At 67.6% G+C, this 26,777-nt stretch carries 19 protein-coding genes, 1 tRNA gene and 2 pseudogenes; 11 read left to right on the plus strand and 11 right to left on the minus strand.

Annotation, left to right across the window (positions count from 1 at the left end; translation table 11 throughout):
* Positions 1-23: 23 nt before the first annotated feature.
* Both Actob_RS32785 and Actob_RS32790 read left to right on the plus strand, forming a co-directional pair.
* Positions 24-1,079 carry a sensor histidine kinase gene (locus Actob_RS32785; RefSeq protein ID WP_284915747.1) on the plus strand — a complete coding sequence of 352 codons (1,056 nt, stop codon included), beginning with the start codon at positions 24-26 and terminating at the stop codon, positions 1,077-1,079.
* Positions 1,076-1,717, plus strand: coding sequence for a response regulator (locus Actob_RS32790; protein WP_284915748.1), 642 nt, complete (start codon positions 1,076-1,078; stop codon positions 1,715-1,717). The genes Actob_RS32785 and Actob_RS32790 overlap by 4 nt, the downstream gene beginning before the upstream one ends.
* Here the strand turns inward: Actob_RS32790 and Actob_RS32795 are convergent.
* Entirely contained in the window at positions 1,710-2,873 is a 1,164-nt protein-coding gene (locus tag Actob_RS32795) for a GNAT family N-acetyltransferase (RefSeq protein WP_284915749.1), read from the minus strand. The two genes, Actob_RS32790 and Actob_RS32795, sit on opposite strands and share 8 nt — an antisense overlap.
* Positions 2,874-2,975: 102 nt before the next feature.
* Positions 2,976-3,264, minus strand: a pseudogene (locus Actob_RS32800) (helix-turn-helix domain-containing protein); the annotation flags it as partial.
* Positions 3,265-4,128: 864 nt separating this feature from the next.
* On the opposite strand from Actob_RS32800, the gene Actob_RS32805 reads away from it, so the two are divergent.
* The 4 genes from Actob_RS32805 (at position 4,129) to Actob_RS32820 (ending at position 11,805) form a co-directional block, all read left to right on the plus strand.
* On the plus strand, positions 4,129-4,260 hold the full coding sequence (locus Actob_RS32805; RefSeq protein ID WP_284915750.1) for a hypothetical protein: 132 nt from the start codon (positions 4,129-4,131) through the stop codon (positions 4,258-4,260).
* Between the two features lie 56 nt (positions 4,261-4,316).
* Positions 4,317-4,523, plus strand: coding sequence for a histidine kinase dimerization/phospho-acceptor domain-containing protein (locus tag Actob_RS32810; protein WP_284915751.1), 207 nt, complete (start codon positions 4,317-4,319; stop codon positions 4,521-4,523).
* Positions 4,524-4,804: 281 nt separating this feature from the next.
* A complete protein-coding gene (locus tag Actob_RS32815) occupies positions 4,805-5,287 on the plus strand; it encodes a hypothetical protein (RefSeq protein ID WP_284915752.1) in 483 nt (160 codons plus the stop codon).
* Entirely contained in the window at positions 5,284-11,805 is a 6,522-nt protein-coding gene (locus Actob_RS32820) for a HEAT repeat domain-containing protein (RefSeq protein ID WP_284915754.1), read from the plus strand. The genes Actob_RS32815 and Actob_RS32820 overlap by 4 nt, the downstream gene beginning before the upstream one ends.
* A 45-nt stretch (positions 11,806-11,850) precedes the next feature.
* Here the strand turns inward: Actob_RS32820 and Actob_RS32825 are convergent, their stop codons facing one another.
* The 3 genes and pseudogenes from Actob_RS32825 to Actob_RS44140 all read right to left on the minus strand — a co-directional run.
* Complete coding sequence (locus Actob_RS32825; protein WP_284915755.1) at positions 11,851-12,249, minus strand: transposase; 399 nt, start codon at positions 12,247-12,249, stop codon at positions 11,851-11,853.
* A 199-nt stretch (positions 12,250-12,448) separates the two neighbouring features.
* Positions 12,449-12,646, minus strand: a complete 198-nt coding sequence (locus tag Actob_RS32830; RefSeq protein ID WP_284915756.1) for a helix-turn-helix domain-containing protein — start codon at positions 12,644-12,646, stop codon at positions 12,449-12,451.
* Between the two features lie 103 nt (positions 12,647-12,749).
* Positions 12,750-12,926 (minus strand): annotated as a pseudogene (locus Actob_RS44140) (helix-turn-helix domain-containing protein); the annotation flags it as partial.
* Between the two features lie 28 nt (positions 12,927-12,954).
* On the opposite strand from Actob_RS44140, the gene Actob_RS32835 reads away from it, so the two are divergent.
* A complete protein-coding gene (locus Actob_RS32835) occupies positions 12,955-13,110 on the plus strand; it encodes a hypothetical protein (protein WP_284922553.1) in 156 nt (51 codons plus the stop codon).
* Between the two features lie 23 nt (positions 13,111-13,133).
* Here Actob_RS32835 and Actob_RS32840 read toward each other — a convergent pair whose 3' ends face one another.
* Positions 13,134-13,511, minus strand: coding sequence for a hypothetical protein (locus Actob_RS32840; RefSeq protein ID WP_284915757.1), 378 nt, complete (start codon positions 13,509-13,511; stop codon positions 13,134-13,136).
* Positions 13,512-14,256: 745 nt separating this feature from the next.
* On the opposite strand from Actob_RS32840, the gene Actob_RS32845 reads away from it, so the two are divergent.
* Positions 14,257-15,062, plus strand: a protein-coding gene (locus tag Actob_RS32845) for an IS5 family transposase (protein WP_284915758.1) whose coding sequence is annotated in 2 segments (ribosomal slippage) — positions 14,257-14,587 and positions 14,587-15,062 — 807 coding nt in all. Because the reading frame shifts where the segments join, the coding sequence is not laid out codon by codon here.
* Positions 15,063-15,478: 416 nt separating this feature from the next.
* Here Actob_RS32845 and Actob_RS32850 read toward each other — a convergent pair.
* The 4 genes from Actob_RS32850 to Actob_RS32865 all read right to left on the minus strand — a co-directional run bounded on the left by Actob_RS32850 (position 15,479) and on the right by Actob_RS32865 (position 20,177).
* A tRNA-Pro gene (locus Actob_RS32850) sits at positions 15,479-15,552 on the minus strand.
* Between the two features lie 51 nt (positions 15,553-15,603).
* A complete protein-coding gene (gene der, locus Actob_RS32855) occupies positions 15,604-17,043 on the minus strand; it encodes a ribosome biogenesis GTPase Der (RefSeq protein ID WP_407653463.1) in 1,440 nt (479 codons plus the stop codon).
* Positions 17,040-17,720 (minus strand): (d)CMP kinase, encoded by a 681-nt coding sequence (gene cmk / locus Actob_RS32860; protein WP_284915759.1) that lies wholly within the window; start codon positions 17,718-17,720, stop codon positions 17,040-17,042. Before cmk ends, der begins: the two co-directional genes overlap by 4 nt.
* 255 nt (positions 17,721-17,975) lie before the next feature.
* Positions 17,976-20,177: a ricin-type beta-trefoil lectin domain protein gene (locus tag Actob_RS32865; protein ID WP_284915760.1), complete on the minus strand. Its 2,202-nt coding sequence runs from the start codon at positions 20,175-20,177 to the stop codon at positions 17,976-17,978.
* A 152-nt stretch (positions 20,178-20,329) separates the two neighbouring features.
* On the opposite strand from Actob_RS32865, the gene Actob_RS32870 reads away from it, so the two are divergent.
* The 3 genes from Actob_RS32870 (at position 20,330) to Actob_RS32880 (ending at position 25,692) form a co-directional block, all read left to right on the plus strand.
* Complete coding sequence (locus Actob_RS32870) at positions 20,330-21,508, plus strand: CinY protein (RefSeq protein WP_284915761.1); 1,179 nt, start codon at positions 20,330-20,332, stop codon at positions 21,506-21,508.
* Between the two features lie 93 nt (positions 21,509-21,601).
* Positions 21,602-23,935: a glycoside hydrolase family 9 protein gene (locus Actob_RS32875; protein WP_284915762.1), complete on the plus strand. Its 2,334-nt coding sequence runs from the start codon at positions 21,602-21,604 to the stop codon at positions 23,933-23,935.
* A 146-nt stretch (positions 23,936-24,081) separates the two neighbouring features.
* The gene (locus Actob_RS32880; protein ID WP_284915763.1) at positions 24,082-25,692 is read left to right on the plus strand and encodes a glycosyltransferase family 39 protein; all 1,611 of its coding nucleotides are present in this window, start codon (positions 24,082-24,084) and stop codon (positions 25,690-25,692) included.
* Here Actob_RS32880 and Actob_RS32885 read toward each other — a convergent pair.
* Positions 25,689-26,681: a LacI family DNA-binding transcriptional regulator gene (locus Actob_RS32885; protein WP_284915764.1), complete on the minus strand. Its 993-nt coding sequence runs from the start codon at positions 26,679-26,681 to the stop codon at positions 25,689-25,691. The two genes, Actob_RS32880 and Actob_RS32885, sit on opposite strands and share 4 nt — an antisense overlap.
* Between the last annotated feature and the right edge of the window lie 96 nt (positions 26,682-26,777).

A 26,777-nucleotide genomic window follows, 5' to 3' on the forward strand; every position in this document is an offset into this window, starting at 1 on the left:
GGTAAAGCAGACGGGGACTCGGAATGGCAGTGCACCACGACGAGGAACAGACGTCGAAACCTGAGGTCTCCGCCGGGCAGCGCCAGGAGATTTATGAGGCGATAGTCCGCGAGCTCAAGGCCGCCGACAGCGCCCTTCTCCTCACCTGGGAGCGCAGCGAGCAGCTAAGACGGCAGGTGGACGCCGTGCTCGACGACGTGGACTCGCTGATCCGCGGCGGCGTCCCCGTCCCCGAGCCGCAGCTGAGCGCAGAGATCGGCCAGACCCGCAGCAGCGACGGCACGCACCCGCTCGACTCCTGGTTCGCCGCCGACGTCCTGTTCTCCTGCGCGCTTCGCGTCCTCACCCGCGACTGTGACGACCGTCGGCAGGTGGTCGGCATCGCCCTGCACCTGAACCGGTCGTTGATGAACCGGATGGGACATGCCGCCACCGCGTACGTCGACGCGCTGTTGCAGCGCAACCTGCGCGCCCAGCGCGAGGAACGCAAAAGGGTGGCCCGGGAGATGCACGATCGGGCCGCGCACAGCGTCGGCGTCGCCCTGCAGAGCCTCGAGCTGCACGAGCTGTACTCGACGTCCGGGCAACCGGGCCGGGCCGGCAACCAGCTGGCCACGGCACGCCAGAGCCTGCACGAGGCCATCGCCACCATCCGGGCCATCGCCACCGAGGTCCGCGACGCGCTCGGTGGCCGCGGCCTCGGCGAAGCCCTGACCGCGTACGTGGAGCGCTTCGCCGGCCCGCACATCAGGACCGGCGTGACCATCACCGGCGATCCCGGCCGGCTCGACCCCACCGTGGCCGAGGAGCTCTACCTGATCCTGCGGGAAGCCGTCTACAACACGTTCCTGCACGCCGACGCCGCCCAGCTCGACGTCCGGATCCGGGTCGACGAGGACACGGTGGTCGCCGAGGTGACCGACGACGGCGCCGGGTTCAGCCCGCGGCACGCCTCCGGGATCGGATTCGCCTCGATGCGGGAGCGGTTGAGCGCGCTCGGCGGCCGGCTGGAACTCGTCAGCCGCCCCGGCCGGGGCGCGAGCGTCCGCGCGATCGTCCCGCTGGGGTCGCGTCCGTGACCGACCTGTCGGCCGAGCAGATCAGCGTCATCCTGGTCGACGACCACGCCCTCTTCCGTGAGGGCCTGCGGCAGTTGATCACCCACCAGACCGAGATCGCCGTCCTGGCGGAGGGTGCGAGCGGTTCGGAAGCGGTCGCCCTGGCCCGCCGCCTGAACCCCGACCTGGTCCTGCTCGACGTGGAGCTGCCCGGCCAGGGCGCGGCCAAGACCGTCGAACAGATCCGGGAGGCGGTGCCGTCGGCCCGCATCATCATCCTCACCATGCACGACGACCCGCGTCTGGTGCAGAAACTGCTCAGCTGCGGAGCGTCCGCGTTCCTCACCAAGACCATCGGCCGCGACCAGTTGCTCGCCGCGATCCGGTCGGTGCACCGCAACGCCGACACCGTGCTGGTGTCGGTGCAGCGCTCACCGTTCGCGGTACCGGCGCCGCCGCCGGGCACGGGTGTGCTGTCGGCCCGTGAGCTAGAGGTGCTGCGCCTGCTCGCCCAGGCCCTGTCGAACGCGCAGATCGCCGACCGGCTCTTCATCACCGAGGGCACCGTGAAAAGGCACCTCACCAACGTGTACGCGAAACTGCAGGCGGTGTCCCGGGTGGATGCGATCCGCAAGGCCACCGCCGCCGGCCTCATGTGACCGCCGTCGCCTCCCGGTGCGCCGACGCGCCCGGCAGCCCGGCCAGCATCCGGTCGAGATCCAGCTCGACCGGACCGCGCAGACCGGCGCAGTCCCCCGGCAGATCGGTGCGCGGTGGCCGCCCGGCGTCGTACGGATAGACGACCCCCAGCCTCCCGCCCGGATCCGCCGTGATGACCGGATGATCACGCAGGAACGAACGCACCGCCGGGGTGTCGCGGCGAGGCACGATGAGCAGCCGCTTGTCCCGGAAATGGGTGCCCGGCAGCACGATCTCCGGGCGGAACTTGCGTTTGAACGAGAACAACCCCTCGCTGATGAACGGCCGCGAACCCGACATCTCCGCGTACGGAATACGCTGCCCGGCGGCCCACTCCAGCAAGAGGTGGTACAGCAGCAGTTGAGCGCCGTCACGATAATGGCGGGAGTCCCCGTCGAGCACACCGGCGAGCCGCACGTTGAGCGTGTCCTCGTGCACCCGGCACAGCACCCCCGCGACCCGTTCGCCGTCACGTCGCAGGAAGAACAGCCGGCCTCGCCGGAACAGGGGATGCAGGGCGACCGCTCGGCGCTCGCTGCGTACCCATCCGTGATGGCGGGCCGCCATGGTCGGCACATGCATCCGGTCGTAGAAGAACTCGAAATCGGACTCCCGCTCGCCGATCTCGAGCCTCCAGTCATGCCGTTTGAGCGCGCGCCTGATGTTCTCCCGGTCCTTGCGGCCGAACCGGGCCAGACAGTCCTCCGGCGCGTCCGGCAGCGGCACCCGGTAGTGCACCCGCAGCGGCGCCACGAGACACGCTCCAAGACCGAGCCCGCCGACCTGACCGGCATAGGCGCCGACCAGGAGCAGATCGGCCCGCTCCGGCGCGGCAGCCCACCGATGCGGCCGTAGCAGCCGGCCACCGGAGCGCCGCACCCGCGGCGCGCCCGCCCGCTCGCCCTGACGCCACATCTCGGCCGGCGCCAGCACATGGGAGCGGCCGTCGGCGACCCCCGCATAACTGATCGACGGGCCGTCGTCGCCGTGACTGTCAAAACCCACCCCCGAGCCCGGCAGTACGTCATAGGCGCGCCGCACACCTCGCGCGGCCGCGGAGGTCCCGTTGTTCCACCAATAGTCGACGTCCGCGAGAATGCGCTCGAAACGGAACACTGGTACCTCCCATTGACGACAGCTCCATCAGTTCTACGATGGCGCGATGTGATTCCGGTTTATTCTCGGAATACCGTTGCGTGTCGCCACCGTCATGACCCGCCCGGTCGATCGGGATCAGCGTGCCGTCGAGGATCGCGTACGCCAACTGCCGGATGCGCCGCATCGCGCCGGTGAGGTCATCGGCAGCCACGCTGAGCAGAGCGATCGCTTCCTGCACGTAGCGCCAGGCGGTAGTGATCCCGAAGCCGGACGCAAGGCGAGTGTAGGTGTCGCCATTGCGCAGGTGGGCCAGGGCGAGCAGGGCCTGACGGCACAGGGCCAGTCGCCGCCATCGCGATCCGCGGTGCTGACGGTGGTCGCGGATGCGCTCGGTCGGGTCTTGGTCGATTCGCTGCCCTACCTGGAGCCTCGCGCTCTTCGATCACCACCCCCGACCAGCCCGCCCTGACTTGCAAGATCAGGTTGAAGAGGCTTACTGATCAACCTCGATCGTCGTCACACACCACTCAACGATGAGGGCTTTCGGCGCTGGCCGGCTGCGGCGCGTCCGCGGTCTCGCCAGTGGCGGGCGCGGCATCGTGCCGAGCAGAACTCGGCCGAGGGATCTCGGTCGTCGCTTCCCCAGCATCGATCGCACCCCCGGCAGCGGATCATGAAATCCGATGAGGTCGGTCTTTCAGAGTCGCTCGGCGGCTGCGGTAGTCCCTTGTTCGGCATTTCGGCGAGCAGTAGACGGCGTCCCTGCGCTTTCGAAGAGGCATGGGACCGCCGCATTGAGGGCACACCACCACCGCCACCAACCGGAAGTATTCGAACGAGCACCTTATGTCACCATCGCGATTGCGGTGACATCGCGTCGGCGGGCAAGAGCCCCGCTCCTGACCTCACAACGCCGGACTCGCCCCGAGGTCCTGCGCTGCCGGCGGCGTCAGCCGTTCGAGGACTGGCTCTATCGGTCATCTCACTTACGCAGACAGAATCAGGGGACTGACGCCCTCACAGCGGACACCAAGGGCCGCCGAAAACGGGCAAGCCCTGCCCATGGCTTCGACCGAATTGCGTAAGACATCGTTGCGCGTCCGCTGGCGGACAGGCCGAGCCGGCCGACGGCAGTCCTGCACGTTCCGCGGGCCGGGGCAGATATGGCGCTCGCGGCGAAGACGCTCGCCGAGTCCCGGCATCACCGGATCACCAGCAGCGAGGTCTACGCCGCGCTCGATCCGACCATGATCGTTCAGCCGCCTCCCCGTCGATGACGCCGACGCTGCGGGAGCGGGTCGAGCGGTGGCTCGTGCTCGAGATCGACGTGGCGGCGAGCGTCCAGAAACACTGGACCGTGCTGAGCATGGTGATGCGCGATGTTGTCCCCCCGGTACCGATCTGACTGATCAGAACGTCAGCCGATACCCTGTCCGTCGAAACGGGTCAAGCCCTTTGAGCATGCTGTGGCGCGACGCCGCCGGTGACCCCCACCAGCGGGAGTTGGCTCACCACCTACGCCACCCCGTCGCCAAAATCCTCGGCTGGGCCGAAATCCTGCACGACGACCACACAATGCCCGACACCCAAGCTCAGCAACTACAGGTCATCTACCAATCCGCCCAGGACCTGCAACGACAACTCGACCAGGCAGCTTGCCCGTTGTAACCGGCACGTGGTGCCGGCACCGTAGCGCTCCCTCACCGACCGAGCACTTGTCCCACGTGCCGGAACGACGGAAACCACAAAGTGGTGAGCTTGTCGAAGAAGTCCGGACCAGCGAGCGCAGCGCCCCAGACGCAGCAGCCGTAGCTACTCGACGAGATCAGCGACAGTGCGGATCGCGAGTAAGTTCGGGCGTTGAGCTGATCGACTAATATCGCTGATTTGCCCTTGCCCGCTACGATTCGTATTCGGCAAGATTCGATCCGTGATGTTGGGTGGGGCTTGTGGACCCGTTCGGTCTTGTATTTGATCCGCAGTCCGCGTCGCAGGTTGCTGCAGCGTTGGTGCCGTATGTGGTGGCAGCGGCGAAGTCTTTGGGCAAGCGACTGTGGTCACAGGCTGAGGATGTCGCAGCGCAGGAGGCGGCCGGCTGGGGTCGCCGGCTGGTGGAGCGGCTGCAAGGCTCGGCGCAGGGTGATGCGGTTGCCGGTGCAGTCGAAGAATTGGTTGCGGATCCCGATGACATGGACACCCATGCAGCGCTGCGGCTAAGAGTCGGCAAGGCCTTGGCCGGGTCGCCGGAACTGCTGGCTGACGTTGCTCACCTGTTGCGGCAGGCACAGCAGGCGACGGCGTCAGGTTCCCGCTCGGTGGCCGGTTCGGTCAGTGACAGCATCGTGGTGACCGGCGACCGCTCGGTGGGTTCCGCGGGAGGCTCGGTGATCACCGGCGATAACAACACCATGGGTCACGGTAGTCTGCAGTGACAGAACCGGCAGGGCAGGTTCACGGTGACCGTTCGGTCGGCTCGGCGGCTGGCTGGGTGATCACCGGCGACCGCAACATCGTCGTCAGTATGGACGGCCACGTGCGCCCGGGGGCCGCAGACGGCTCCGATGCTGAAACTGGATCAGCACGACCGCGAGTCTATCTGTCATCCACCGTTTCTGACCTGCGAGAGTGCCGCGCCGAGATCCGTGTAGCTCTGCAGCAGATGGGTCTCGACGAAGCCATCATGGGCGCCTACGCGGAGCAGGAGGACCGGCCGCTAGACAGGTGCCTGGCCGACCTTTGCTCAGCGGATCTCTACATCGGTGTTCAGGCTTGGCGTTACGGCCCAATCCCGGACGGGCAGGAGCGGTCGGTCACCGAGCTTGAGTACGAGGCGGCCGGGGAAGCGGGCCTCACTCGGCTGATCTTCGTTCTGGATGCAGAAGCGCATTGGGCTCCAGCGCTTATGGATCTTCATGCAATAGGTCCGGTCACCGAGTTCCGGGAGCGACTCCAGCGGGAGCACTCATGCGTTCAATTTTCCTCGGCTAGTGATCTACGAGCCAAGGCGTCCGAAGCGGTCGCCGTCTGGCTGCGCTCCCGGAGCGTGTCCTGGCAGAGCCCGTATCCGAGTGCGGTCGGCGAGTGGAACGCTTACGCAGCCCGATTGATTCAGCAGTACCGCAGGCTCGATCTGGAGGCTCTGACGCCGCCGGATCGTGACGAGAATCTGCAGATCGCGCTTCGCGACGTGTTCGTCGAGCCGGATGTGCGTGAGGAGATCCCTACAGCTGAGCTGCCCAAGGAAATCCAGCGACGGCTGGAGGTCGCTGCCGAGACGGACATCCCAGATCTGCCCCGCGGACTCGACCGCGCGCTGCTCGAGCAGATGCGCGACTCCCGGCGCAAGGGCCGAGCGCGACCCGCTTTCGAGGCGCTGACTGCCCCCGTCACCCGTACCTGCGTTGTCCTGGGCGACCCAGGCGCCGGCAAGTCGACGCTTGCCCGGTATCTGGTCCTCGCCCTCGCCGAAGGCCGTACCGAGGGACCATTGCAGCATCTGGCGGGCTGGCGACCGATCCTCATCGAGCTACGCGACTACGCAGTTAACTCAGCTGAGTACGAAACCTTCCCTGCCTACCTCAACTATTTGAAGCGGACCGAGGAACTCGGACTCGACGAACGAACGATCGAATCGTATCTGCGCGACGACGGCCGGGTCCTGGTGCTCTTCGACGGGCTCGACGAAGTGTTCAATCCGCGCCTGCGGGAAGTGGTGTGCCGTCGGATCGCCGGGTTCGCGGCCCGCTTCCCCAAAGCGCGAGTCATCGTCACTTCGCGCTCGGTGGGCTACCGGCAGCGAGTGCTCACCGACGCCGGCTTCGCGCACTACTCCGTGCAGGACCTCACACCCGTAAAGATTGATACATTCCTGCAGCGCTGGTACGAACTGGTGCTCGGCGACCGGCCTGCTGTTGCCGCTTCCCGGCGTGAACGTCTTGGTCAGGCCATCACCGAGTCGGCGCCGATTCGCGAACTCGCCGGCAATCCCCTGCTTCTTACCATTCTGGCCATCATCGGCAAGCACCAAGAACTGCCCCGCGAGAGGTGGAAGGTCTACGACCACGCGGCGGGCGTCTTGGTGCAGCACTGGGACGTCAACAAACACCTGTTTGATCAGGACATTGAGGCGCTGGCCATGCGCGAGGATGACAAGAAGGATCTACTTCGTCGGCTCGCCATCCGGATGCAGGCGGGCAGCCACGGTTCCGCAGGCAACAACCTGACGGATTCGGATCTGGCAGCGGAGATTAAGGGCTACCTCCAGGACCGGTTCCTGTACGAGCCCGGCGCGGCAGACCGTATCGCCGACGCGATGATGCGTCAGCTCCGGGAGCGGAATTTCATCTTTGCCCGGTACGGTCCCCGGGTGTACGGCTTCGTCCACCGTGCCCTACTCGACTTCTTCGCGGCCAGTGAGATCGTCACCCGCTTCGAGAAATCCCGCAGCTTGTCCGAGAATGAGCTCATTGGCCAGGTCTTCGGCGAGCGCAAAGAAGATCCCGCTTGGACCGAGGTGCTCCGGCTGATAGCCGGGATGGTCGACGCAACGGTGGCTGGCCGTATCGTTGATAGTCTCCTGAACAGCCCCGGTTCATACCGTTCGTCGGCGCTTGACCGCCGACCCCCGGCCGCTGTTGCTCTCGCGGCGCAATGCATCGCCGAGATCCGCAACGTCAACGCGGCAGCCGGGCCAGCCGAGCGGACTCTGGAAGCGGTCATCGATCTGATCCGAACCCCGGACCGGTCGTTCGACGGTGATGGCCGGCTCAAACTCCTGGAAAAATCGATAGTGCCGTCCTTGAAATCGGTCGCTGGGTGGCCAGGCCGGGATCGCATACTCGACTGGTTCGTCGCACAAGGCCAGTTCACGATCGCCGCTCCAGCGGCAAAGGTCGCAGCGCGCCTAGTTTCTGCTCTCTTCCCTGAGGATCAACCGGTACGCGACCTGATGCACGCCAACGCCTACGGCAGCATTCCGGAACAGCGAGAGGCCGCACTACACGCTCTGCACGCCGCATGGGAAAACGACGACGATACGGTCCGAGCGCTCGCCGACGCCCGCTACGACCCCTCACCGTCCGTACGACGATCAAGCCTTGAGCTGCTGCTGACCCGTTGGCCTCAACGAGCCGAGACGCACATCGTCCTACAGCATGGACTCTACGATCATGACTCCACGGTGCGGCGGGCGGCGATAGAAGGCTTGGCTCAATGTGGTGAGGCGTTTCCGGAGGCCTTCTCCACTGTGGCCCGCGCCCTGCGCTCAGACGCGGCGCACAACGTGCGCGTCGCGGCAGCATCGACGATCGCCTCGACCTGGCCCGCGGAGCCTGAGGTAACCCCGCTATTGAACTCGGCCTGTGATGATCCCGCATGGCAGGTGCGGCAGAGCGCGTTGCGGCTGCTGGTGTCGTTGCCAGACCCGGACGATACCGTACTCGCCCTAGTGCACCGAGGCCTGCGTGACTTCGACGAGGATGTCCGGCGCACCGCGCTCGAACTGTTAGCCAGCCGCTGGACGGAGCTTGATGGCACTGTCACGGCGGTCCGACTCGCGGCCCGTGACGTGGATGCCTCGGTTCGTCGGTTGGCGGTCACGACGATGGCTCTCCGGTGGTCCGATCATCCGGATACGGCCGCGGTCCTTGACCTGGCGTTGCGAGATCCGGACGGCGACGTGCGAGTCACCGCGCTGACTATTCGCAGTGATCCCATCTCAGCGCCGGAAGAGTTCGCGGCCTTGCTCGGTGGTGTGGTTACGAATGATCCCACACCCGGCGTGCGACGAGCTGCTCTGCAGCGCATGGTCGCCGACGTCCCGGAAATCTGCGAGCCGGCCCTTCGGCGCGCTATGACCGATCCGCACCACACGGTCCGCCTTGCCGCAGTCACCGCGGTGAACTCCCTCGCGCATCGCATGCCCGACGTGCTGCCGCTTGCTATCCGGCTGTGCTCTGACATCGACGATGGCGTACGCCTCGAGGCGGTGAAAGTCGCCGCACGATTCGGTGAGGATCGCTCTGGAGTAAAAGAGCTGCTTGCTCGAATGGCGCGCGTCGAAGACCGGAACCTTCGCAGAGTCGCGATCGAGTCTGTGGCCGCTCGCTGGCCGGATGATCCGCTCACCAGGAGTATTCTTAGCGAAGGCAGGCTGGATGCGGACGCATCTATCCGACATACCGCCTATTCGATCTCTCTTATGATCGCCGACAGTGAGGCCCGACGTGCCGAGCTGCTCACTCAGGCCTGGACCGAACCTCACCCGGAGATCAGGGCACTCGCCGCCACCTTGAACCTTGCAATGACGTGCGCGGTCAGCAATAGAAATGCATCGGAGGCGTCACCACGCGAGGCCACCGGAGCGCATCGGCGCGCGCTGCTGGAGTCGGTTCTCTTAGCCAGTCACGGGGCGCACGACAGTGCAACCCTTGCTGGGGTCCTCCGCCAGGCCTGCACCGACCTGGACGGCAGCGTCCGGCTGCTCGCATACTCCGGGCTCGCGCTGCGCCGAGACACCATTCCGGGAGTCGTTGAGGACATCACTGCAGCCTGCCGGGACATGAGTTGGGAGATCCGTGCGGCAGCACTTGCCCAGCTGTTGGCGGCGTGGCCAGAACATCCGTTGACGGTAGCCGAGCGTGAACGAGGTGTGATCAGCATCCATGATGTCGTCCGCATGATAGCTCTGGAGTCATTGTTCGTGGATCCGACCACGGCTAGCTTTCAGAGAGCTGCCATTGCCAGCCGGACCAATGACTGGAGCATTCGCGGGCTTGGCTGGAGCACGCTATGCCGGCGACACATCAGCGACCCCGGATTGCCTCGCCACATCGCCGAGACGCTCATGCATCCGCAGCAGACGATTCGGCAGGCAGCGGCTGACGCAGTCTGCGCGAGCTGGCCAGATACGCCCGTAGCGCTCAGGGCGCTGTCCGGGTTGGCTGGGGATCAACAGACATTCGTACGGATCACTGCCCTCCAGAACCTAGCCGTAGCCTGGCCAAGCCATCGGGTGCCGGCTCAGACTGCGTTTGCCGATCTGGACGCCAGCGTCGCTAGAGTCGCCTGGGATCTGTCCCGGCCTGGACGGTGGCCAGAGCTGCGTGCGGGCCTTCCATGCGACCCATCCCGGACCCCGGATTCGCTGTACCGCCTCCTCGCACTGGAAAAGTCCGTCCTCGAAGACCCCACCTCGGCATCCGCCCACGATCTCATTATTCGCGGACTCACCGACTCTGACCCCGTCGTCCGGCAAACAGCCCATCGGGCACTTACCGTCGCCGAACTCGACCCGGCGGCACACCAGGCGATCCTCACCAAAGCGGCGCTACATCCCAACAGCGACGTCCGCTCCGCCGCTATAGAAGCACGCGCGCGCCTGCTCGACGCCAGCGAGGATGATTACCAGTTTTTTGTCAATGCATTTGCCGATACCGATGCGACCGTGCGCCTCGCTGCCTTTACTGCACTGATTGAGCTCGCACCCCACCGCCCTGAGGCCTTCACCATAGCGTCCCAGGCGGTTGCGGACCCGAGCTATCCGGTGCGCGTAGCCGCCCTCCGCCTGGTGGTTACTTATTGGGGCGGCGGTCGCCGAACTGTTCCTATCCTCGAGCGCACTTGCTGCGACCCGGATGAGGACGTGCGGCGGGCATCACTTGAGGGACTCGTTTTACTTCAACCCTCGAGCGCTGCCACCACCGTCGCGGTCCGGGCCGCCCACACGGATCCAAACGTCACCGTACATTACTTCCTGCAAGACCTCGAGAAAAAGCTGCAGGTAGACGAACAGAAAATCTCTTCGCAAAGGTCGCCAACCGCGCCCGAAAGCCGTATCTCTCGAATCTTTGAATTGAGGCGGCTATGCAACACCAGCACGAACGACGCGAAGGCCCGCGAGTTCGTTCTGGTTACATTGAATCATGCAGACTGGTTAACGAGGCGAGTCGGACTTGATGCGCTCACTTGGCTTTGGCCGGACGCCCCTGAAACAGACGAACTTCTATCTAGTGCACTATCGGACGAGGAGGCATTGATTCGCCACGTAGCCTACGCAAGAATAGTCCAACGCAATCCAGGCTCGGACACAACGCTAGAGATTCTGGGCGATGCGCTCAACGATCCCTCCGAGTGGATTCGCCGAGGCGCCATCTCATGGCTTGCCCTGTGGACAGCCCACGAACGAGTTCACGAGCTGCTGATTAGCGCCTCGAGAGATCCGGATTCATGGGCGGTAGTTCTAGCAACTAAGGCACTGGCTGCCAGGTGGCCGGATGCGGACACCACACACGCAGCGGTATCACGCTGCGGCTGCTCCGTATTTGATATAGGCCAAGAAATTTTGACACGACTGGCATCTACAGATGCCAGTCTGAAGTACTTAACGAAGGACGGGCTTGCGGCCTTAGCCGTCAGCGGTTCAGACCGAGCAACGGTCGTGCTGGCGAATCAGTGGGCAGACAATCCAGCTATAGCCCACCTTCTCCGACGCCTGTGGGACCAAAAAGATCACGCCACTCGCGCGGCGATATTGCAGGTGATGGTCCAGCGCCAGCAGGACGACCCGCAAGCTCGCAGGCTTATCGATAAAGCATTGAGCGACCCATGCTCGGGCGTCAGAAGCATCGCATTCGAATCCCTCTGGGCTTCCAAGCAATTCAGCAAGGACAAAATCCAGCTGGCTTTGCAGGACGATGAGCGGGAGATCCGCTATACTGCGCTAATCGCCAAAGCAATCTCTCAAAAATGGTCACTAACCCCGGCAGATGGCATTGCAGCAATGGCGCACGCAACTACGCCATACGAAGGCTACGATATCTTCTCATTCGTAGCACCCCAAGCTACCGCCGCCAACTGGAGCAAAAGCGAAATACTCGAAGCCTGGGACGCGGCATCGATGGTAAACTCGTTTCAACGTTCTTGGCTGGATTGGTACCTGGAAAGAGCCTGAACCCTTGCAGTCGCTACAGAGGTTGAAAGGCTGAGGTTCGCGTCGTCACGGTAGTTCCGGGTCGAGGGTCATGCCGGTGTTGGCGAAGAACCCGGCGAGGAGATCGGTTTGTTGCTGACAGGCGCGTAGGCGTTGTCTGACCAGGTCAGCGAGGTGGTCGACGCCGTGGGCGGCGATGTTGGTCAGGCCGCGTTTCATCCAGCGCCAGACGCCTTCGGTGGGGTTGAGGTCGGGCGCGTAAGACGGCAGGCGGATCACGGTGAGCCATTTCCGGGCCGCGATCAGGGCGTGCATGCGGCGGCTGACATGCGTGTTGAGGTTGTCCCAGATCAGCACGATCGGCGCCTGCAGCCGTTGGTGGGCCTGGTCGAGGAAGGCGATGTAGTCGTCCTCGCTGAAGCTGCCGCGTTCGCCTTTGCGTCCACGGTGCAGTTCGTGCGCCACATCAGCCGGCCGCGCTGTCCGGGCTGCGCAGGCATACCAGGCCGGCGGCCGAGATCCGGCCGGAGCCCTTGCCAGACACCTCGACTACCGGTGTCCGGCCGCGCCGGGCCCAGGTCTGCTCACCGGCGGCCGCAGCACCTGGCCTGCCTCGTCCTGGAAGCAGATCCACGCGCCGCGGGCCGCGGGCCGCGGGCCGCCGCTAACCCCTTACCGACGGCCACCGCCTGCGGTACCAGCCGGCGATCGCCTCCGGGTCCCGCTCGATCGACCGGCGGGTCGGGACCTGCTGGCTGTAGCCCATCCGGTGCAGCAGGTACGACACACCGCGCAGCGTGTAGGTGACCGCGAAACGGCGTTCGATGACCTCGACGATCCGCGCGAGGGTCCAGCCAGCCATGGACCAAGGGACCTTCATCGAGGATGTCCGCGAGTTGTTTCTGCTGGCCAGTAGAGAGTTTGCAGTCGGAGCCGCCCGGGCCGGCCGACGTCAGGGCAGCGGTGCCGCCCGCCGCCCATTTCCGCCGCCACTGCCGAACGGACTTCTTAGAAACCCGCAGCTCAGCCGCGATCTGCGGGGTCGGTCGGGACTCTTCGAACAAGGACGCGGCCTGAATCCGGACCTTCTCACGCCGGACCCGGGCTGCCGCGTTCATGCCACCACCAGCCGGATACGTCATATCTCCGACCTACCGAACCGTCAAAGGCGTGACCTCCGCCTTCGACGCCGTGACCGCCGGACTGAGTTTGCCGTTCAGCTCCGGACCGGTCGAGGGCAACGTCAACCGGATCAAGGTGATCGAGCGACAGATGTACGGCCGAGCCGGCTTCGACCTACTCCGCAAACGAGTCCTGCTCGCCTAATGAAACCTAGCTGATCATGTTCATCAATCGAAGGTGAGGCTCACGGACGGCTCAACAGACCGGAGGATGCCCCAGTCCCCGCTCATCTCCCAGGCGGGCTCGCCGTCCCAGACCACATGGGCTACCACGTCAACGTTCCCGAAGTCCGAATCGCCCGAGGCGTCGGTCGCGGCCGGCAGCTCAGAACGATCCAGTCGGAGTTTCCTGCTGGAAACCGAGAGCCGCGCTGGTCGGTAGCAGTGCTGCTCACCAGGCGCAGGCGGCTGATACAGAGGATGACTCGGGGTCAGGACTGCGTCCAGTTGGAAGGCGACATCGCGCTCCGTGGACGCAATTCCCAGCACCCATGAGTCCTCGAGATAGACATCGGCGAGGTCTGGGAAGGCCTCTTGGTACTCCATCACAGCAGTATGTCGCCCGGCCACCCGTTCACAGAACGCGCCTGGCGTTCATCAACTTGAAGATCGATCACTCTTCACGGGACAGAACCCGGAACTCGCGAACAAAACCACGGGGTCCACACCGCACTCGGAGACACCGGCGCCGCCCTGCAGTCCGCTGCGGCGGTCAACCCCGCCCAGCTGCCGACGGTCGAGCGGTACGGCCGGTACCTGGTCGACACCGCCCGCGCGTGGGCGGCGCACGGCCGGGCTGACAAAGCCGCGAACGCGTTGCTCGCCGCGCACCGGCACGCCCCGGAAGAGGTCAACCGGGCCAGCGTCCGAGAACTCGTCACCACTTTGCTGTACTCGCCGACCCCAACGCCGGCGCCGCTGCGGCGCCTCGCCGGGCACATCGGCATTCGCTAACCGCGCTAAGGCGTGTTTCAAAGGAACTTGGTGCAGGGGGCGGCCGCGGCCTGTCGGTTCACGCCTGCCGGCTGCGGTATCCGACTGCCCCACACCGACCGGTCACCGAGAGCGTCCAGCACCGGGCCGCTGAACCCAAGCGGCATTCAAGAGCCGGCCCGGCTCAACAGCTCGCCCAAGCGCGGCAACAGCCGGTCGAAATCATTCGGTCAGGTAGAGAACGTCAATGGGCGAAGCCTGCCGAAGTCCCTGCAAAAGGTCTTAAAGCTCCTAACACGATCTGCTGAATCGATGTTGATCAGCGTTGCGAGGTAAAGATCATTCTCGTTCGGTCGTCGTGAGCAAGGCGTGGGTCATCGGTGACGAGTTGTGGAAGCTGATCGAGCCGGTACTACCGCCGTGGCCGGCGAAGTCGCCGGGTCCGCGGCCGGTCCCGGACCGGCTGTGCCTGCAAGGCATCCTGTTCGTGCTGCACACCGGGAGCGGCTGGGAGGACCTGCCGCAGGAACTCGGCTTCGGCTCCGGAATGACCTGCTGGCGACGGCTGCAACGCTGGACTGAGGCCGGGGTGTTCGACCAGGTCCACCGCATACTGCTCGCCAAGCTGAACGCAGCGAACCGGATCGACTGGTCGAGAGCGGCGATGGACGCCAGTCACATCGACGCGAAAAAGGGGGTGCCGGGACAGGCCCGTCGCCGGTCAACCGCGGCAAACCCGGCTCGAAACACCACCTGATCTGTGACGGCAACGGCACCCCGATCTACGTGCTGACCAGCGGCGCGAACGTTCCCGACATCAAACGCGCCCTCGACCTGCTCGACTGCTACCCGCCGATCGCCGGACGCCCGGGCCGCCCTCGGCGGCGCTTCGCGACCCTGCTGGCCGACAAGGCCTACAGCAGCGCGGCATTCCGTCAGGCCTGCCGCGAACGCGGCACCGAGCCGATCATCCCGAGGCCCAAAACCCCCGGGATCAAAGGTCTGGGCAGACTGCGCTACGTCGTCGAGCAGACCTTCGCCCTGCTCCACCAGTTCCGCCGGCTCGCCGTGCGCTGGGAACGCCGACTCGACATCCACGACGGCTTCGTCAGCCTCGCCTGCGTCCTGATCTGCTGGCGCCGCCTGATCAACTGGACCCACTAAGAGATCGTGTTAGGGACTTTTAGTGACGCAACTCTGTCATGCGCTTGTTGGGCTTGCAGCGACGCTCGAAGCTGCGCCAGCGGCGAATGGCCACGTCGGCAAGCTGGCCAGCCATCACTGGGTCCCACTCCAACTCGACAACAACTGCATCACGCAGCGCCGTGCGGACGTTACTGGCCGAATGGCCGCGGATGCTGGCGCCGGAGATCGCCCGGCGGGTCGGCGGGCCAAGTTCGCTGAGCCCGTTGAAAAAGTTGCTGACCCAGATCCGGCCGGAGTGCTGGGGGCAGGCGATCTCTAATCAGGTTTCTACCGGGACCGACGAAGAACGCCGCCAGGTTCCTTGCCCCCAGCTTGCCCCCAAACGCAAAACGGCACTTGCCCCGCGACTAGCGGAATAAGTGCCGTGACCTGCGTCGGGCTGACAGGATTTGAACCTGCGACCCCTTGACCCCCAGTCAAGTGCGCTACCAAGCTGCGCTACAGCCCGATCCCGCCCCGAACCTCAGCCCGGCGCGACATCTCCTACAGACTACCAACCTCACCCGTGAGCTTTTCCGCGGCCCCCCGGCCCGGTCTTCTTCCGCGGCTTCACCGACAGCTCGATCGGCGTCCCCTCGAAGCCGAACTCCTCCCGGAGCTTGCGCTCGATGAAGCGCAGGTACCCCGCGTCGAACGGCCCGGTCGTGAAGAGGACGAAGCGCGGCGGCGCCACGCCCGCCTGGGTCACGAACAGCGCCCGGGGGGCGCGGCCGCCCCGGACCGGGTGCGGTGTGGCCTGGGTGAGGGCGGTGAGCCACTGGTTGAGGGCACCGGTCGGGATCCGCTGCTCCCACGAGGCCAGGGCGCGACGGACCGCGGGGGCGATCTTGTCCACCGCCCGGCCGGTCTTGGCCGAGATGTTGACGCGGACCGCCCAGGTCACCCGTTTGAGGTCGCGGTCGATCTCCTTGTCCAGGTAGAACCGGCGGTCGGCGTCGACCAGGTCCCACTTGTTGAAGGCGATCACCAGCGCGCGGCCCGACTCGATGACCTGGGTGATCACCCGCTGGTCCTGCTCGCTGATCACCTCGCCGGAGTCGAGCAGCACGACCGCCACCTCGGCCGCCTCGACGGCGCCGGCGGTGCGCAGCGACGCGTAGTACTCGGTGCCGGACGCCTGGTGGACGCGTTTGCGCAGGCCCGCCGTGTCGACCAGCTGCCAGATCTCGCCGTCCATCTCGACCAGGCTGTCCACCGGGTCGACGGTGGTGCCGGCGACCGAGTCGACGACCGCCCGCTCCTCGTTGGCGAGGCGGTTGAGCAGGCTGGACTTGCCCACGTTGGGGCGGCCGACCAGGGCGATCCGGCGGGGACCGCGCGGGCCGCCCTCGACCACCGGCGGGGTCGGCGGCAGCGCGTCCAGGATCAGGTCGAGCAGGTCGCCGGAGCCGCGGCCGTGCAGCGCGGAGATCGGGTGCGGTTCGCCGAGGCCGAGCGACCACAGCGACACCGCCTCGAGCTCGAGGTTCTGGTTGTCGGCCTTGTTGGCGATCAGGATGACCGGCTTGTGGCTGCGCCGCAGCATCTTCACGGCGGCCTCGTCGACGTCGGTGGCGCCGACCGTCACGTCGACGACGAAGATCACCACGTCGGCGGTCTGCACCGCGATCTCGGCCTGTGCGGCGATGGCGGCGGCGCGATCCTTGGCGTCCGGTTCCCAGCCGCCGGTGTCGACGACGGTGAACCGCCGGCCGTTCCACTGGGCGTCGTAGGGCACCCGGTCACGGGTCACCCCGGCGACGTCCTCGACCACCGCCTGGCGGCGGCCGATGATGCGGTTGACCAGCGTCGATTTGCCGACGTTGGGACGGCCCACGACGGCGACAACCGGCGCCGGGCCAGAGAGGGAGTCCTCGGCGGAGGAGTCCTCTGACGAGGGGGCGAAGTCGAACCCGCCCTCGAAGTCGTTGATGTCGAGGCCGGCGGGAAACTCAGTCACTTACTTACCTTGCTGTCGAGCAGACTCAGGAGGTGCCGCACGACCTCGTCGATGCCCATTCCGGTGGTGTCCACCTCGATGGCGTCGGAGGCCTGGCGCAGCGGGTCGGTGGCGCGGGTGCTGTCCAGCTTGTCGCGGCGGGCCAGGTCCGCCTCGGTGGCCGCCACCTCGGTGGCGTCCTCGGCGCTGCGCCGCGCGGCGCGGGCGGCGGCCGAGGCGGTCAGGTAGACCTTGAGGTCGGCGTCCGGGGCGACCACCGAGGCGATGTCGCGGCCCTCGACGATGATCCTCGGGTGCGACGCGATGATCGCCTGCTGCAGGGCGACCAGGTGCTTGCGGACCGCCGGCACCGCGGCGACGGCGGAGACCGCGCCGGTCACCTCGGGGCCGCGGATCGGCGCGTCGACATTCGTCCCGTTCGCGGCGAAATGCGGCGCGGTGGGGTCGGTGCCGATCGACAGCTCGGTCTCCAGCACGATCTTCGCGATCGCGTCCTGGTCGGCCAGATCCACACCCGCCTGCAACACCGCCCAGGTCACCGCGCGGTACATCGCGCCGGTGTCCAGGTACACCCCGTCGACAGCGGTCGCCAGCCGCCGGGAAACAGTGGATTTGCCGGAGCCCGATGGGCCGTCGACCGCCACGACGCACTTCGTGGGCCGTACCTCTAGCGCCACCGTTCCTCCAGATGTCCCCGGGCCAACAACCCTCCCATTGTGCCCGCCACCGCCCCGCCCGGCGAACCTGGGGCACCCCGGCGACCTGCGGGTGATCACCACCGATGCCAACCCTACCGCCGCCGGGTCCGCTGTCGCTTGCGACGCAGACGCTTCCGGTACGCCCCCGGCACGCCCCCGCCGAGCCGGGCGAAGCCCGCCCGGCCCGGTACCCGGCGGCCGGGCCCGGTCGAGCGGGCCCGGCCACCTCGGCGCCTACGGGAAGTTGAGCAGGTAGGAGTTGGTGTTGCCGGAGTTCGCCGCGGCACCGGTGTCGTTGATGACATGCGAGATGGTGCCCACACCACCGAGCGAGACCACCGCCATGTCGTGGAACTTCACGCCGGGAACCGCCGGCACCTCGAAGGCGCGCAGCGACGACACCGAGTTGTTGACGTTGAAGAAGCAGTAGCTGCCGAGCCCCCAGGCCTCGAACGTGCTGACACCGGACGCCACCTTGATCGCCGGGTAGCCGTTCTGCGAGCCGTTCATCCAGGCGGCCTGGTTGGGCGGGTCGTAGGGCATCTCGTTCTGGAAGAAGACGATCTTGCCGTTGGCGCCGTTCCAGACCACCTCGTTCTTCTGGTAGTGCTCGACGAACAGGCCGGTGGCCAGCACGTTGTCGCCGTTGACGGTGAGCCCGTTGTCGGCGGTGTTCACCGTCCAGCCGATCCCGGCGCCGTGGTCGGCGCGCCAGGCCCAGGTGTGGTCGACGATCGTGTTGTTGGCGTTGACGACCAGGCTGTTGGTGGCCTTGCCGGCCACCATGCCGCCGATCCGGAAGAACACGTCCTGCACGGTGACCGGGTTGGCCGCGTGCGAGACGCCCGACTTGGCGAGGCCGACCTTGAGCAGCGTGTCACTGTTCGTGGTGCCGGCGTCGAAGAGCAGGCCCTTGAGGCGTACGCCGTCGACGTCGGCGACGTCCATCGCGTTCACGCCGTTGTCCGGGATGATCGTCGGGTAGCCGATGCCGAGCACCACGGTGTTCGCCTTGGTCACGTGCAGGGTCTGTGCCACGTGGTAGATGCCCGGGGTGAAGAAGACGTTGCACCCGTTGGCGAGCGCCGTGTTGATCGTCGCCGCCGAGTCACCGGGCCGCGCGACGAAGAACGTGCTCATCGGCAGGGAGCTGCCGGGGGTGCTGCCGCCCGCCCAGCTCGGCCCGCTGGCGTTGGTCCGCAGCGCGGGCAGGAAGACACGGTACTTGCCGGCCGCGTCGAGGTAGAGGTACGGCACGTCCCGCGACACCGGCGTGCTGGCCAGGGTGGTGTAGCGGGGCCCGCTCGCCGGGTTGGTGCTGAAGTTCGTGGCGGGGGCGCCGCTGGTGCCGGAGAACACCATGTTCCAGTTGGAGCCGCTCCACGAGCCCAGCATGCTGTCCTTGGTGTACCACTGCTGCTGGGAGGCGGACTCGGCGGTCCCGTCGATCTTCGAGTCGGAGATGTATCCGCCGCTGGCCCAGCCGTAGCTGGCCGGGAACAGGTTGAGCCCGCCGATCACGTGCATCCGGCGGTACGGCGCGGCCTGCGCGACCGCCCAGCGGTTGGTCCCGCCGTTCGTGTTCACCGACAGGTTCTCGGCGGAGCGCCAGAAGTTCTGGGTCGCGTTGCCGGCGTCACTGGCGTTGAACGCGTCGACGGTGACCGCGCCGTTGATGCGTACGTCGTCGGGGTTCTGGCCGACGCCGAGGATCGACGTGTTGAACCCGATGTTCGCGCCGACGTTGTACGGCGTGCCGCTCGGCTTGAAGACCAGCGCGTCGCGCCGGGTGCCGAACTGCGCCGAGGCGGTGTCCTTCTGCGCGTTGAAGACGCTGTCCAGCGAGGCCTGGATCGCGGCGTCGGACATCGAGCGGTCGTAGATGTGCACGTTCGGCCCGAAGTCGGGATTGTCGGAGTACGCCGGGCAGGTTCCCGGGTTCGCCGGCGTGGTGACGGTGAACTTCTGCGCCGCGGTGCCGTTGCAGTCCCAGATCTGCAGCCGGGTCCCGTTGGCGGTGGCCCCGCTCGGCGAGTCCACGCACCGACCGGACTGCGGGTTCCGCAGGCTGCCGTCGCCCTGCTGCGTCCACTGCTGCGCGCCGGTGCCGTTGCAGTCCCAGAGCTGCAGCTTGGTGCCGTTGGCGGTGCCACCGCTGGTGATGTCGAGGCAGCGGCCGATGGTGGTCAGCGCGCTGCCGCTCCAGCTCCAGTGCTGGTCGGCGCTGGTCGCCTGGCAGTCCCAGAGCTGGACCGCGGTGCCGTTGACGCCGGTGTCGTCGCCGCTGACGTCCACGCACTTGCCGCCCGGACCGGCGATCGGGTTGCCGGCGACGGCGGCCGCGGCGGCGACGCCGGGCACGCCGAGCGCCGCGATCACCAGCAGTGTCAGGGCCGCGACCAGGCCGCCACGGCGGCGGCGGTGGACAACTCTCATGGGCCGTCCTACTTCCTCGTGAAGTGCAGCAATGGCGAGAGAGCGCTCTCAGGAAAGTTTCATCAATGTTTCATCGAGAAGAACGGATGTCAAGGAGCGTTCATCCCGCCCGGGTGGTCTCCGGCCACCCCCGCCCCGGGGACCCTTGCGGGATGCGATGGCTTCGAGCGCTCACCGCGGCCGCCCTCGCGAGCGCCGTGGCCCTGGCGCCGGCACCGGCCGCCGCTTCCGGGACGATCGAGGGCCGTGGCCAGTACCGGGAGGCTGCCGCTTCCGGGGCGATCGAGGGCCGTGGCCAGTACCGGGAGGCTGCCGCTTTCGGGACCATCGAGGGCGGTGGCCAGCACCGCGAGCACGAACGGATCACCCGGGCCGCGATCGCCTGCCGGACCGGCGCCGGATTCCGCGCGGACTGCTTCGCCCCGCGTTCGACGGCCCAGCTCGCCGGCCACGACCGGAAGTTCGGCGCCGTCGGGGCGCCGGACAGCACCGAGATAGCCGATCCGGCGGCACACTGCGACGACGCCGACTTCCTCGCCGGCGGCTACCCGCGGACCCGCGACCAGGCCACCGCGGCCCTGCTCCGATGCGTCGCCCACCTGCGCCGCCGCTTCGCCGAGGCGGTCACCAGCGCGGGCGGCGTGCTCGACGGCGACGGCCGGCTGGCCGGCGCGGAGGTGGCCCTCGATACCGACTGCGAGCTGGACCCGAAGAGCGAGCCGCGGGCGAAGTGCGAGGCGCTGGAGGCCTTCGGCCGGGCCCTGCACGGGGTGCAGGACTTCTACGCGCACAGCAACTGGGCCGACGACGCCGATCCCGCACTGCCGCCCGGCGCCGGCAATCCGCCGGGCCTGAACCGGCCGGCCCCGAGCCCGGTCCTCGATCTGCGGGGCACCGGCACCCCGGCGGTGCCCGGCGACCTGGCCACCGGGTGCTTCGTCCTGAAGGACAGCGTCCCGGGCACCGGGGCGTGCGCGGGGCGCGTCACCCACGCCGCGCTCAACAAGGACAACGGCCTCGTCGATCCGGACACCGGCGGCACGACGGCGCCGGCCACCCGGCGCGGCCTGGTGCTGACCAATTTCGCGAAGGCGGTGACCGGCGCGATCGTCGAGACCCGACATCAGTGGCAGGAGCTGCGGGCCGCGCTGAGGCAGACGTACGGCGCCGCGAAGGGTGAGCTCATCGCGTGCGCGCTCACCCGCGACGACCCGGCGACGGACTGCCGGCGGACGGGTTCGGGCGTGGCACCGGCGGCGCTGGTCGCCGTGCTGATCGGCTTGATCGCGGCCGGCTACCTGTGGCGTCGCCGAGCGACGCGGCGCGGTTGAACCGGCAGGCGTCTTTACAAGAAGGCGGTCGATGTATTAACTCGATGTTGCCGGACTGGGAGCGCTCCCAGCGGTGGGAAGGGAGCCGGGACGATGCCCCGAGCATGTCGCAACGCCATCCTCGTACTACTGCTCCTGGCCGGGATCACCACCCTCGCCCGGCCGTCACAGGCGGCTGAGCCGGCCTTCAACTACGGCGAGGCACTGCAGAAGTCGCTGCTCTTCTACGAGGCGCAGGTCGCCGGGAAGAAGCCCGACTGGAACCGGGTCTCCTGGCGCGGCGACTCCGCGATGGCCGACGGCGCCGACGTCGGCCTCGACCTCACCGGCGGCTGGTTCGACGCCGGTGACCACGTCAAGTTCGGCCTGCCGATGGCGTTCAGCACCACCATGCTGGCCTGGGGCGCGGTGCGGGACCGGGCCGCGTACGCCGCCTCCGGGCAGCTCACCCACCTGCTGAACAACCTGCGGGTGCCCAACGACTACTTCATCAAGGCGCACCCGAGCGCCAACGTGCTGTACGGGCAGGTCGGCAACGGCGACGCCGACCACAAGTGGTGGGGGCCGGCCGAGGTGCTGCCGATGGCGCGTCCGGCGTACAAGATCGATGCCACCTGTGGAGGCAGTGACCTGGCCGGTGAGACGGCGGCCGCGATGGCCGCCAGCTCGATGGTCTTCCGGCCGACCGACCCGGCCTATGCCGACAAGCTGCTCACCCACGCCAAGCAGCTGTACACGTTCGCGGACACGGTGCGGCGCGCCTACTCCGAGTGCATCACCGACGCGGCGGCCTACTACAAGTCGTGGAGCGGGTACGCCGACGAGCTGGTGTGGGGCGCGATCTGGCTCTACCGGGCGACCGGTGACACGTCCTACCTGACCAAGGCGGAGGCGGGGTACGACGCGCAGGGCAACGAGCCGCAGACCACCACCAAGTCCTACAAGTGGACGATCTCCTGGGACAACAAGCAGTTCGGCAACTACGTGCTGCTCGCGCAGCTGACCGGCAAGCAGAAGTACATCGACGACGCGAACCGCTGGCTCGACTGGTTCACCGTGGGCGTGGGCGGCGACAAGGTGCGCACCTCCCCGGGCGGTGAGGTCTTCGTGGACAGCTGGGGCTCGCTGCGCTACGCCGCGAACACCGCGTTCGCCGCGCTGGTCTACAGCGGGGTCACCACCGACCAGACCCGCAAGGCCCGCTACCACGACTTCGCGGTCCGGCAGATCGACTACGCGCTGGGCGACAACCCGCGCAAGGCCAGCTACGTGATCGGGTTCGGCGTGAACCCGCCGAAGAACCCGCATCACCGCACCGCGCACGGCTCCTGGTGGGACAGCCAGCAGGTGCCGGAGCAGACCCGGCACACCCTGTACGGCGCGCTGGTCGGCGGCCCGTCGGCGCCGGACGACAAGTACACCGACAGCCGCGGCGACTACGTGATGAACGAGGTCGCCGACGATTACAACGCCGGGTTCACCTCGGCGCTGGTGGCACTCTACGGCGAGTTCGGCGGCACCCCGCTGGCCGGTTTCCCGCAGGCGGAGAAGCCGGACCTGGCCGAGCTGTCGGTGGAGACCACGGTGATGCAGAACGAGACGCGCGACACCGTGGTCAAGGCGGTCGTCTACAACAAGTCGGCGTTCCCGGCGCGGGCGCTGACCCACGCGCGGTTCCGCTACTACTTCACCCGCGACGACGACTCCGCGGTGACCGTCTCGTCGCCGTACACCCAGGGTTGTCCCGGACCGACAGCGGCCAGGCAGGCGTCCGGATCGCTGTGGTTCGTCGAGGTGGACTGCACCGGCTACACCATCGCGCCGGCCGGCCAGTCCGCGCACCGGATGGAGGTCCAGCTCAAGATCGGCGTGGGTGAGGGCGGCACCTGGAACCCGGCCAACGACCCCTCCTTCCAGGCGGCGGCCGGTCCGAACAGCCACATCCCGCTCTACGAGGGAACCGCGCTGGTCTGGGGCGCCGAGCCGGGCGCGACCCCGAGCCCGACACCGAGCGTCTCGGACAGTTCCAGCCCCAGTCCCAGCCCGAGCACCAGCCCGAGCAGCAGCCCCAGCCCGAGCAGCAGCCCGAGCACCAGCCCGGCCCCGGCCGGCCCGTGCCGCGTCGGCTACAGCACCAACGACTGGGGCAGCGGGTTCACCGCCACCGTCACGATCACCAACACCAGCCAGACGACGATCAACACCTGGAAACTGCTTTTCGCGTACGACGCGGGCCAGCGTGTCTCGCAAGCCTGGTCGGCGACCGTCACCCAGTCCGGGACGCAGGTCACCGCCACTGACCTCGGCTACAACGGCACGCTGGCGCCGGGAGCGTCCACCAGCTTCGGCTTCAACGGCACCGCCACCGGCACGAACCCGCGCCCGGCGGCCTTCACCCTCAATGGAGCCGCCTGCGCGATTCTTTGATGAACACCTGGTGGCCGGCGTTCGAGGAGAACCTGAACCGCCCTGCCCACCACCCGGTTGACGTGCGGATTCGCCGCCGATCGCGGGAAATCGACGGCCGGTGCGGTCGGTTAGATTGCTCGGCGGCGATGCGTCACGGGGGATGAATGGCAACGACGAACACCGTCACCGAGCGCGCGTCCACCGAGGACGCGTCCGCCGCTGAACGGGCGAGGGAACGCCGTCCATGGCTCGGCCTGACGCTGATCATGGTGCTGGCGGCGGGCGTGCGGCTCTACCGGTTTCCGGACGTGCCGCGCGGGTTGAACCAGGACGAGGTGTCGGCGGGGTACGAGACGCTCTCGCTGCTCACCGCCGGCACCGACCGCTGGGGCACCCGGTGGCCGGTCTACTTCACCGCGTTCGGCAGCGGGCAGAACGTGCTGCTGTCGTACCTGAACATGCCGTTCGTCGCGATCCTCGGGCCCACCCCGCTGGGCCTGCGGCTGCTGCCGGCGCTGCTCGGGGTGCTCACTGTAGCGGTCACCTACGCGCTCACCGCCCGGCTGGCTGGGCGCCGGGCCGGCCTGCTGGCGGCGCTGCTGCTGGCGGCCTGCCCGTGGCACGTGATGATGTCGCGCTGGTCGCTGGAGTCCAACCTGCTGCCGCCGGTCATGGTGATCGCGGTTTGGGTGCTGGTGGTGGCCTACCAGTCGCCGCGGCGGTGGCTGCTGCCGGTGTCGCTGATGCCGATGGCGCTGGTCTTCTACGCGTACGCGGCGGCGACTCTGGTGGTGTTGCTGTTCGTCGCGGCGTTCCTGGCCACCCGGTGGCGCACGGTGCGCCGGCGGCCGGTCGCCGCGGCGGCCAGCCTCGGACTGTTCGGCCTGGTGGCTCTGCCGTACGGAATATTTCTGCTGGTCAACCAGGTGCTGCACCGGGCGCCGGGCTGGCTGTCGGCGCTGCCGTTCGGGGTGCAGCTGCTGCCCGGCAGCCGGGTGCAGGAGATCAACACGGACGGCCTGGTCGCCGGCAACCTGCGGTTCGCCGTGCAGGGCTTCAGCGACAACCTGCCGTGGAACGTGATGTCGCCCTACCTGCCGTTCGGACTGGTGATCGTGCCGCTCGCGGCGGTCGGGGGGTATTTCGCGGTGCGCGACCGGGCGTACCCTCCGGTCCTCTGGCTGGCCGCGACCCTGCCGATGTTCTTCCTGGTGCGGCTGAACGTCAACCGGATCAACGCGCTGTTCCTGCCGCTGATCATCCTGGCCGCGCTGGGCCTGGACGGGATCGCCAGGTCGATCGCCGAGGCGCGCACCGGCCGCGCGGTGATCGCGGCGTTCCTGTCGGTGGGGCTGCTCTACAACGCGGCGTTCGTCCAGGACTACTTCACCGGTTACAACGACGTGATCCGTACCCGGTTCGCCGACGGTCTCGACCGGGCGCTGACGGTCGCCGAACGGCGGTCCGCGCCGGGTGCGCCGATCTATGTCTCGGACCGGGTGCCACTCAACTACCTGTACGTGTTGTTCTACCGGAAGGTGGACCCGCGGGAGTTCCGGGCCAACGCGGCGTTCGAGGTCCGCAACACCGTCTACTTCGTCCGCGACTACCGGTCGTTCTACTTCCACCAGGACGATCCGGCGCTGGTCGCCGCGCCGGAATATCTCGGCGTGTTCCGCGTCGACGAGCCGCGGAAATGCGCCGGGACCACGCCGGCGACCCCGCGGCGGGTGGCGTCGGTGGGCGCGTTCCGGATCGTCAGCTGCCGCCGTTAACGCCTGCTGCTCTCGCGGACCTTCAGCTCGGTCCGCAGGGTGATCGTCGACGGTGGCCGGTCCGGCTCGGCGATCCGCTCGGCCAGCAGCGTCGCGGCGGTCCGGCCCAGTTCGTAGGTGGGCTGGGCGACGGTGGTGAGCGACGGGCGGAACAGGCGCGCGCCGGGGACCTCGTCGAAACCGACCACGCCGATCCGGTCCGGGATGCCGATGCCGCGGTCGACCAGGCACTCGACGGCCCCGACGGTCATCAGGTTGTTGGCGGCGAAGACCGCGTCCGGGGGGTCGGCGGCGTCGAGCAGTGACGCCATCGCGGCGTAGCCGCCCTCCTCGCGGAAGTCGGCGTGCCGGACCAGGCAGGCCGGCGCCGCGAGCCCGTTCGCCGCCAGTGCCCGCTGGTAGCCACGCAGGCGCTGCGCGGCGGTGGAGAGCTTGCGGGGGCCGGTGATGCAGGCGATCCGCCGGTAGCCGTGGGCGGCCAGGTGCGCGGTGGCCAGCTCGGCGCCGTGCTCGTTGTCGACCAGGACGCTGTCCACCCGGGTACCGCTGATCTGCCGGTCGATGGCGACCACCGGGGTGCCGGCCTCGATCAGCCGGTTGACGTTCGCCGAGCGCCCCGAGCTGGAGATGATCACGCCGGCCATCCGGTCCTCGAGGGCCGCGGTGACGTACCGCGCCTCCTTGGCCGGGTCCTCGTCGCTGTTGCAGAGCACCACCGAGTAGCCGGCGCGCTGACCGACGTCCTCGACGCCGCGGACCAGCGCGGTGAAGAACGGGTTGCCGACGTCCGAGATGATCACCGCCCACAGCGTGGTGCGGCTGCGGCGCAGGCTGCGGGCCACGCTGTTGGGGCGGTAGTTCAGGTCGCGGACCGCCGTGCGCACCCGGGCGGCCAGCCCGGGATCCACGGTGGCCTGACCGTTGAGCACGCGGGAGACGGTGGCCGGGGAGACCCGCGCGCGCTGCGCGACGTCATAGATGGTCGCCATGATCTCATCCTTCTGCACCGGCCGGGGCGACCGGCGTGCGGGCCGCCCCGGGCATCGACGGCCGGCGCCCGCCGGCCGGTACGGCGCCGGGTCCGC

Source organism: Actinoplanes oblitus, from assembly GCF_030252345.1.
GTDB classification, from domain to species: domain Bacteria; phylum Actinomycetota; class Actinomycetes; order Mycobacteriales; family Micromonosporaceae; genus Actinoplanes; species Actinoplanes oblitus.

Excerpts from the sequence above, each read along its gene's own strand:
- Actob_RS32785 (WP_284915747.1), top strand. The coding sequence starts at position 24 with ATGGCAGTGCACCACGACGAGGAACAGACGTCGAAACCTGAGGTCTCC.
- Actob_RS32805 (WP_284915750.1), top strand. The coding sequence starts at position 4,129 with ATGACGCCGACGCTGCGGGAGCGGGTCGAGCGGTGGCTCGTGCTCGAG.
- Actob_RS32810 (WP_284915751.1), top strand. The coding sequence starts at position 4,317 with ATGCTGTGGCGCGACGCCGCCGGTGACCCCCACCAGCGGGAGTTGGCT.
- Actob_RS32830 (WP_284915756.1), bottom strand. The coding sequence starts at position 12,646 with ATGGCTGGCTGGACCCTCGCGCGGATCGTCGAGGTCATCGAACGCCGT.
- Actob_RS32840 (WP_284915757.1), bottom strand. The coding sequence starts at position 13,511 with ATGGAGTACCAAGAGGCCTTCCCAGACCTCGCCGATGTCTATCTCGAG.
- Actob_RS32865 (WP_284915760.1), bottom strand. The coding sequence starts at position 20,177 with ATGAGAGTTGTCCACCGCCGCCGCCGTGGCGGCCTGGTCGCGGCCCTG.
- Actob_RS32870 (WP_284915761.1), top strand. The coding sequence starts at position 20,330 with ATGCGATGGCTTCGAGCGCTCACCGCGGCCGCCCTCGCGAGCGCCGTG.
- Actob_RS32875 (WP_284915762.1), top strand. The coding sequence starts at position 21,602 with ATGCCCCGAGCATGTCGCAACGCCATCCTCGTACTACTGCTCCTGGCC.
- Actob_RS32880 (WP_284915763.1), top strand. The coding sequence starts at position 24,082 with ATGGCAACGACGAACACCGTCACCGAGCGCGCGTCCACCGAGGACGCG.
- Actob_RS32885 (WP_284915764.1), bottom strand. The coding sequence starts at position 26,681 with ATGGCGACCATCTATGACGTCGCGCAGCGCGCGCGGGTCTCCCCGGCC.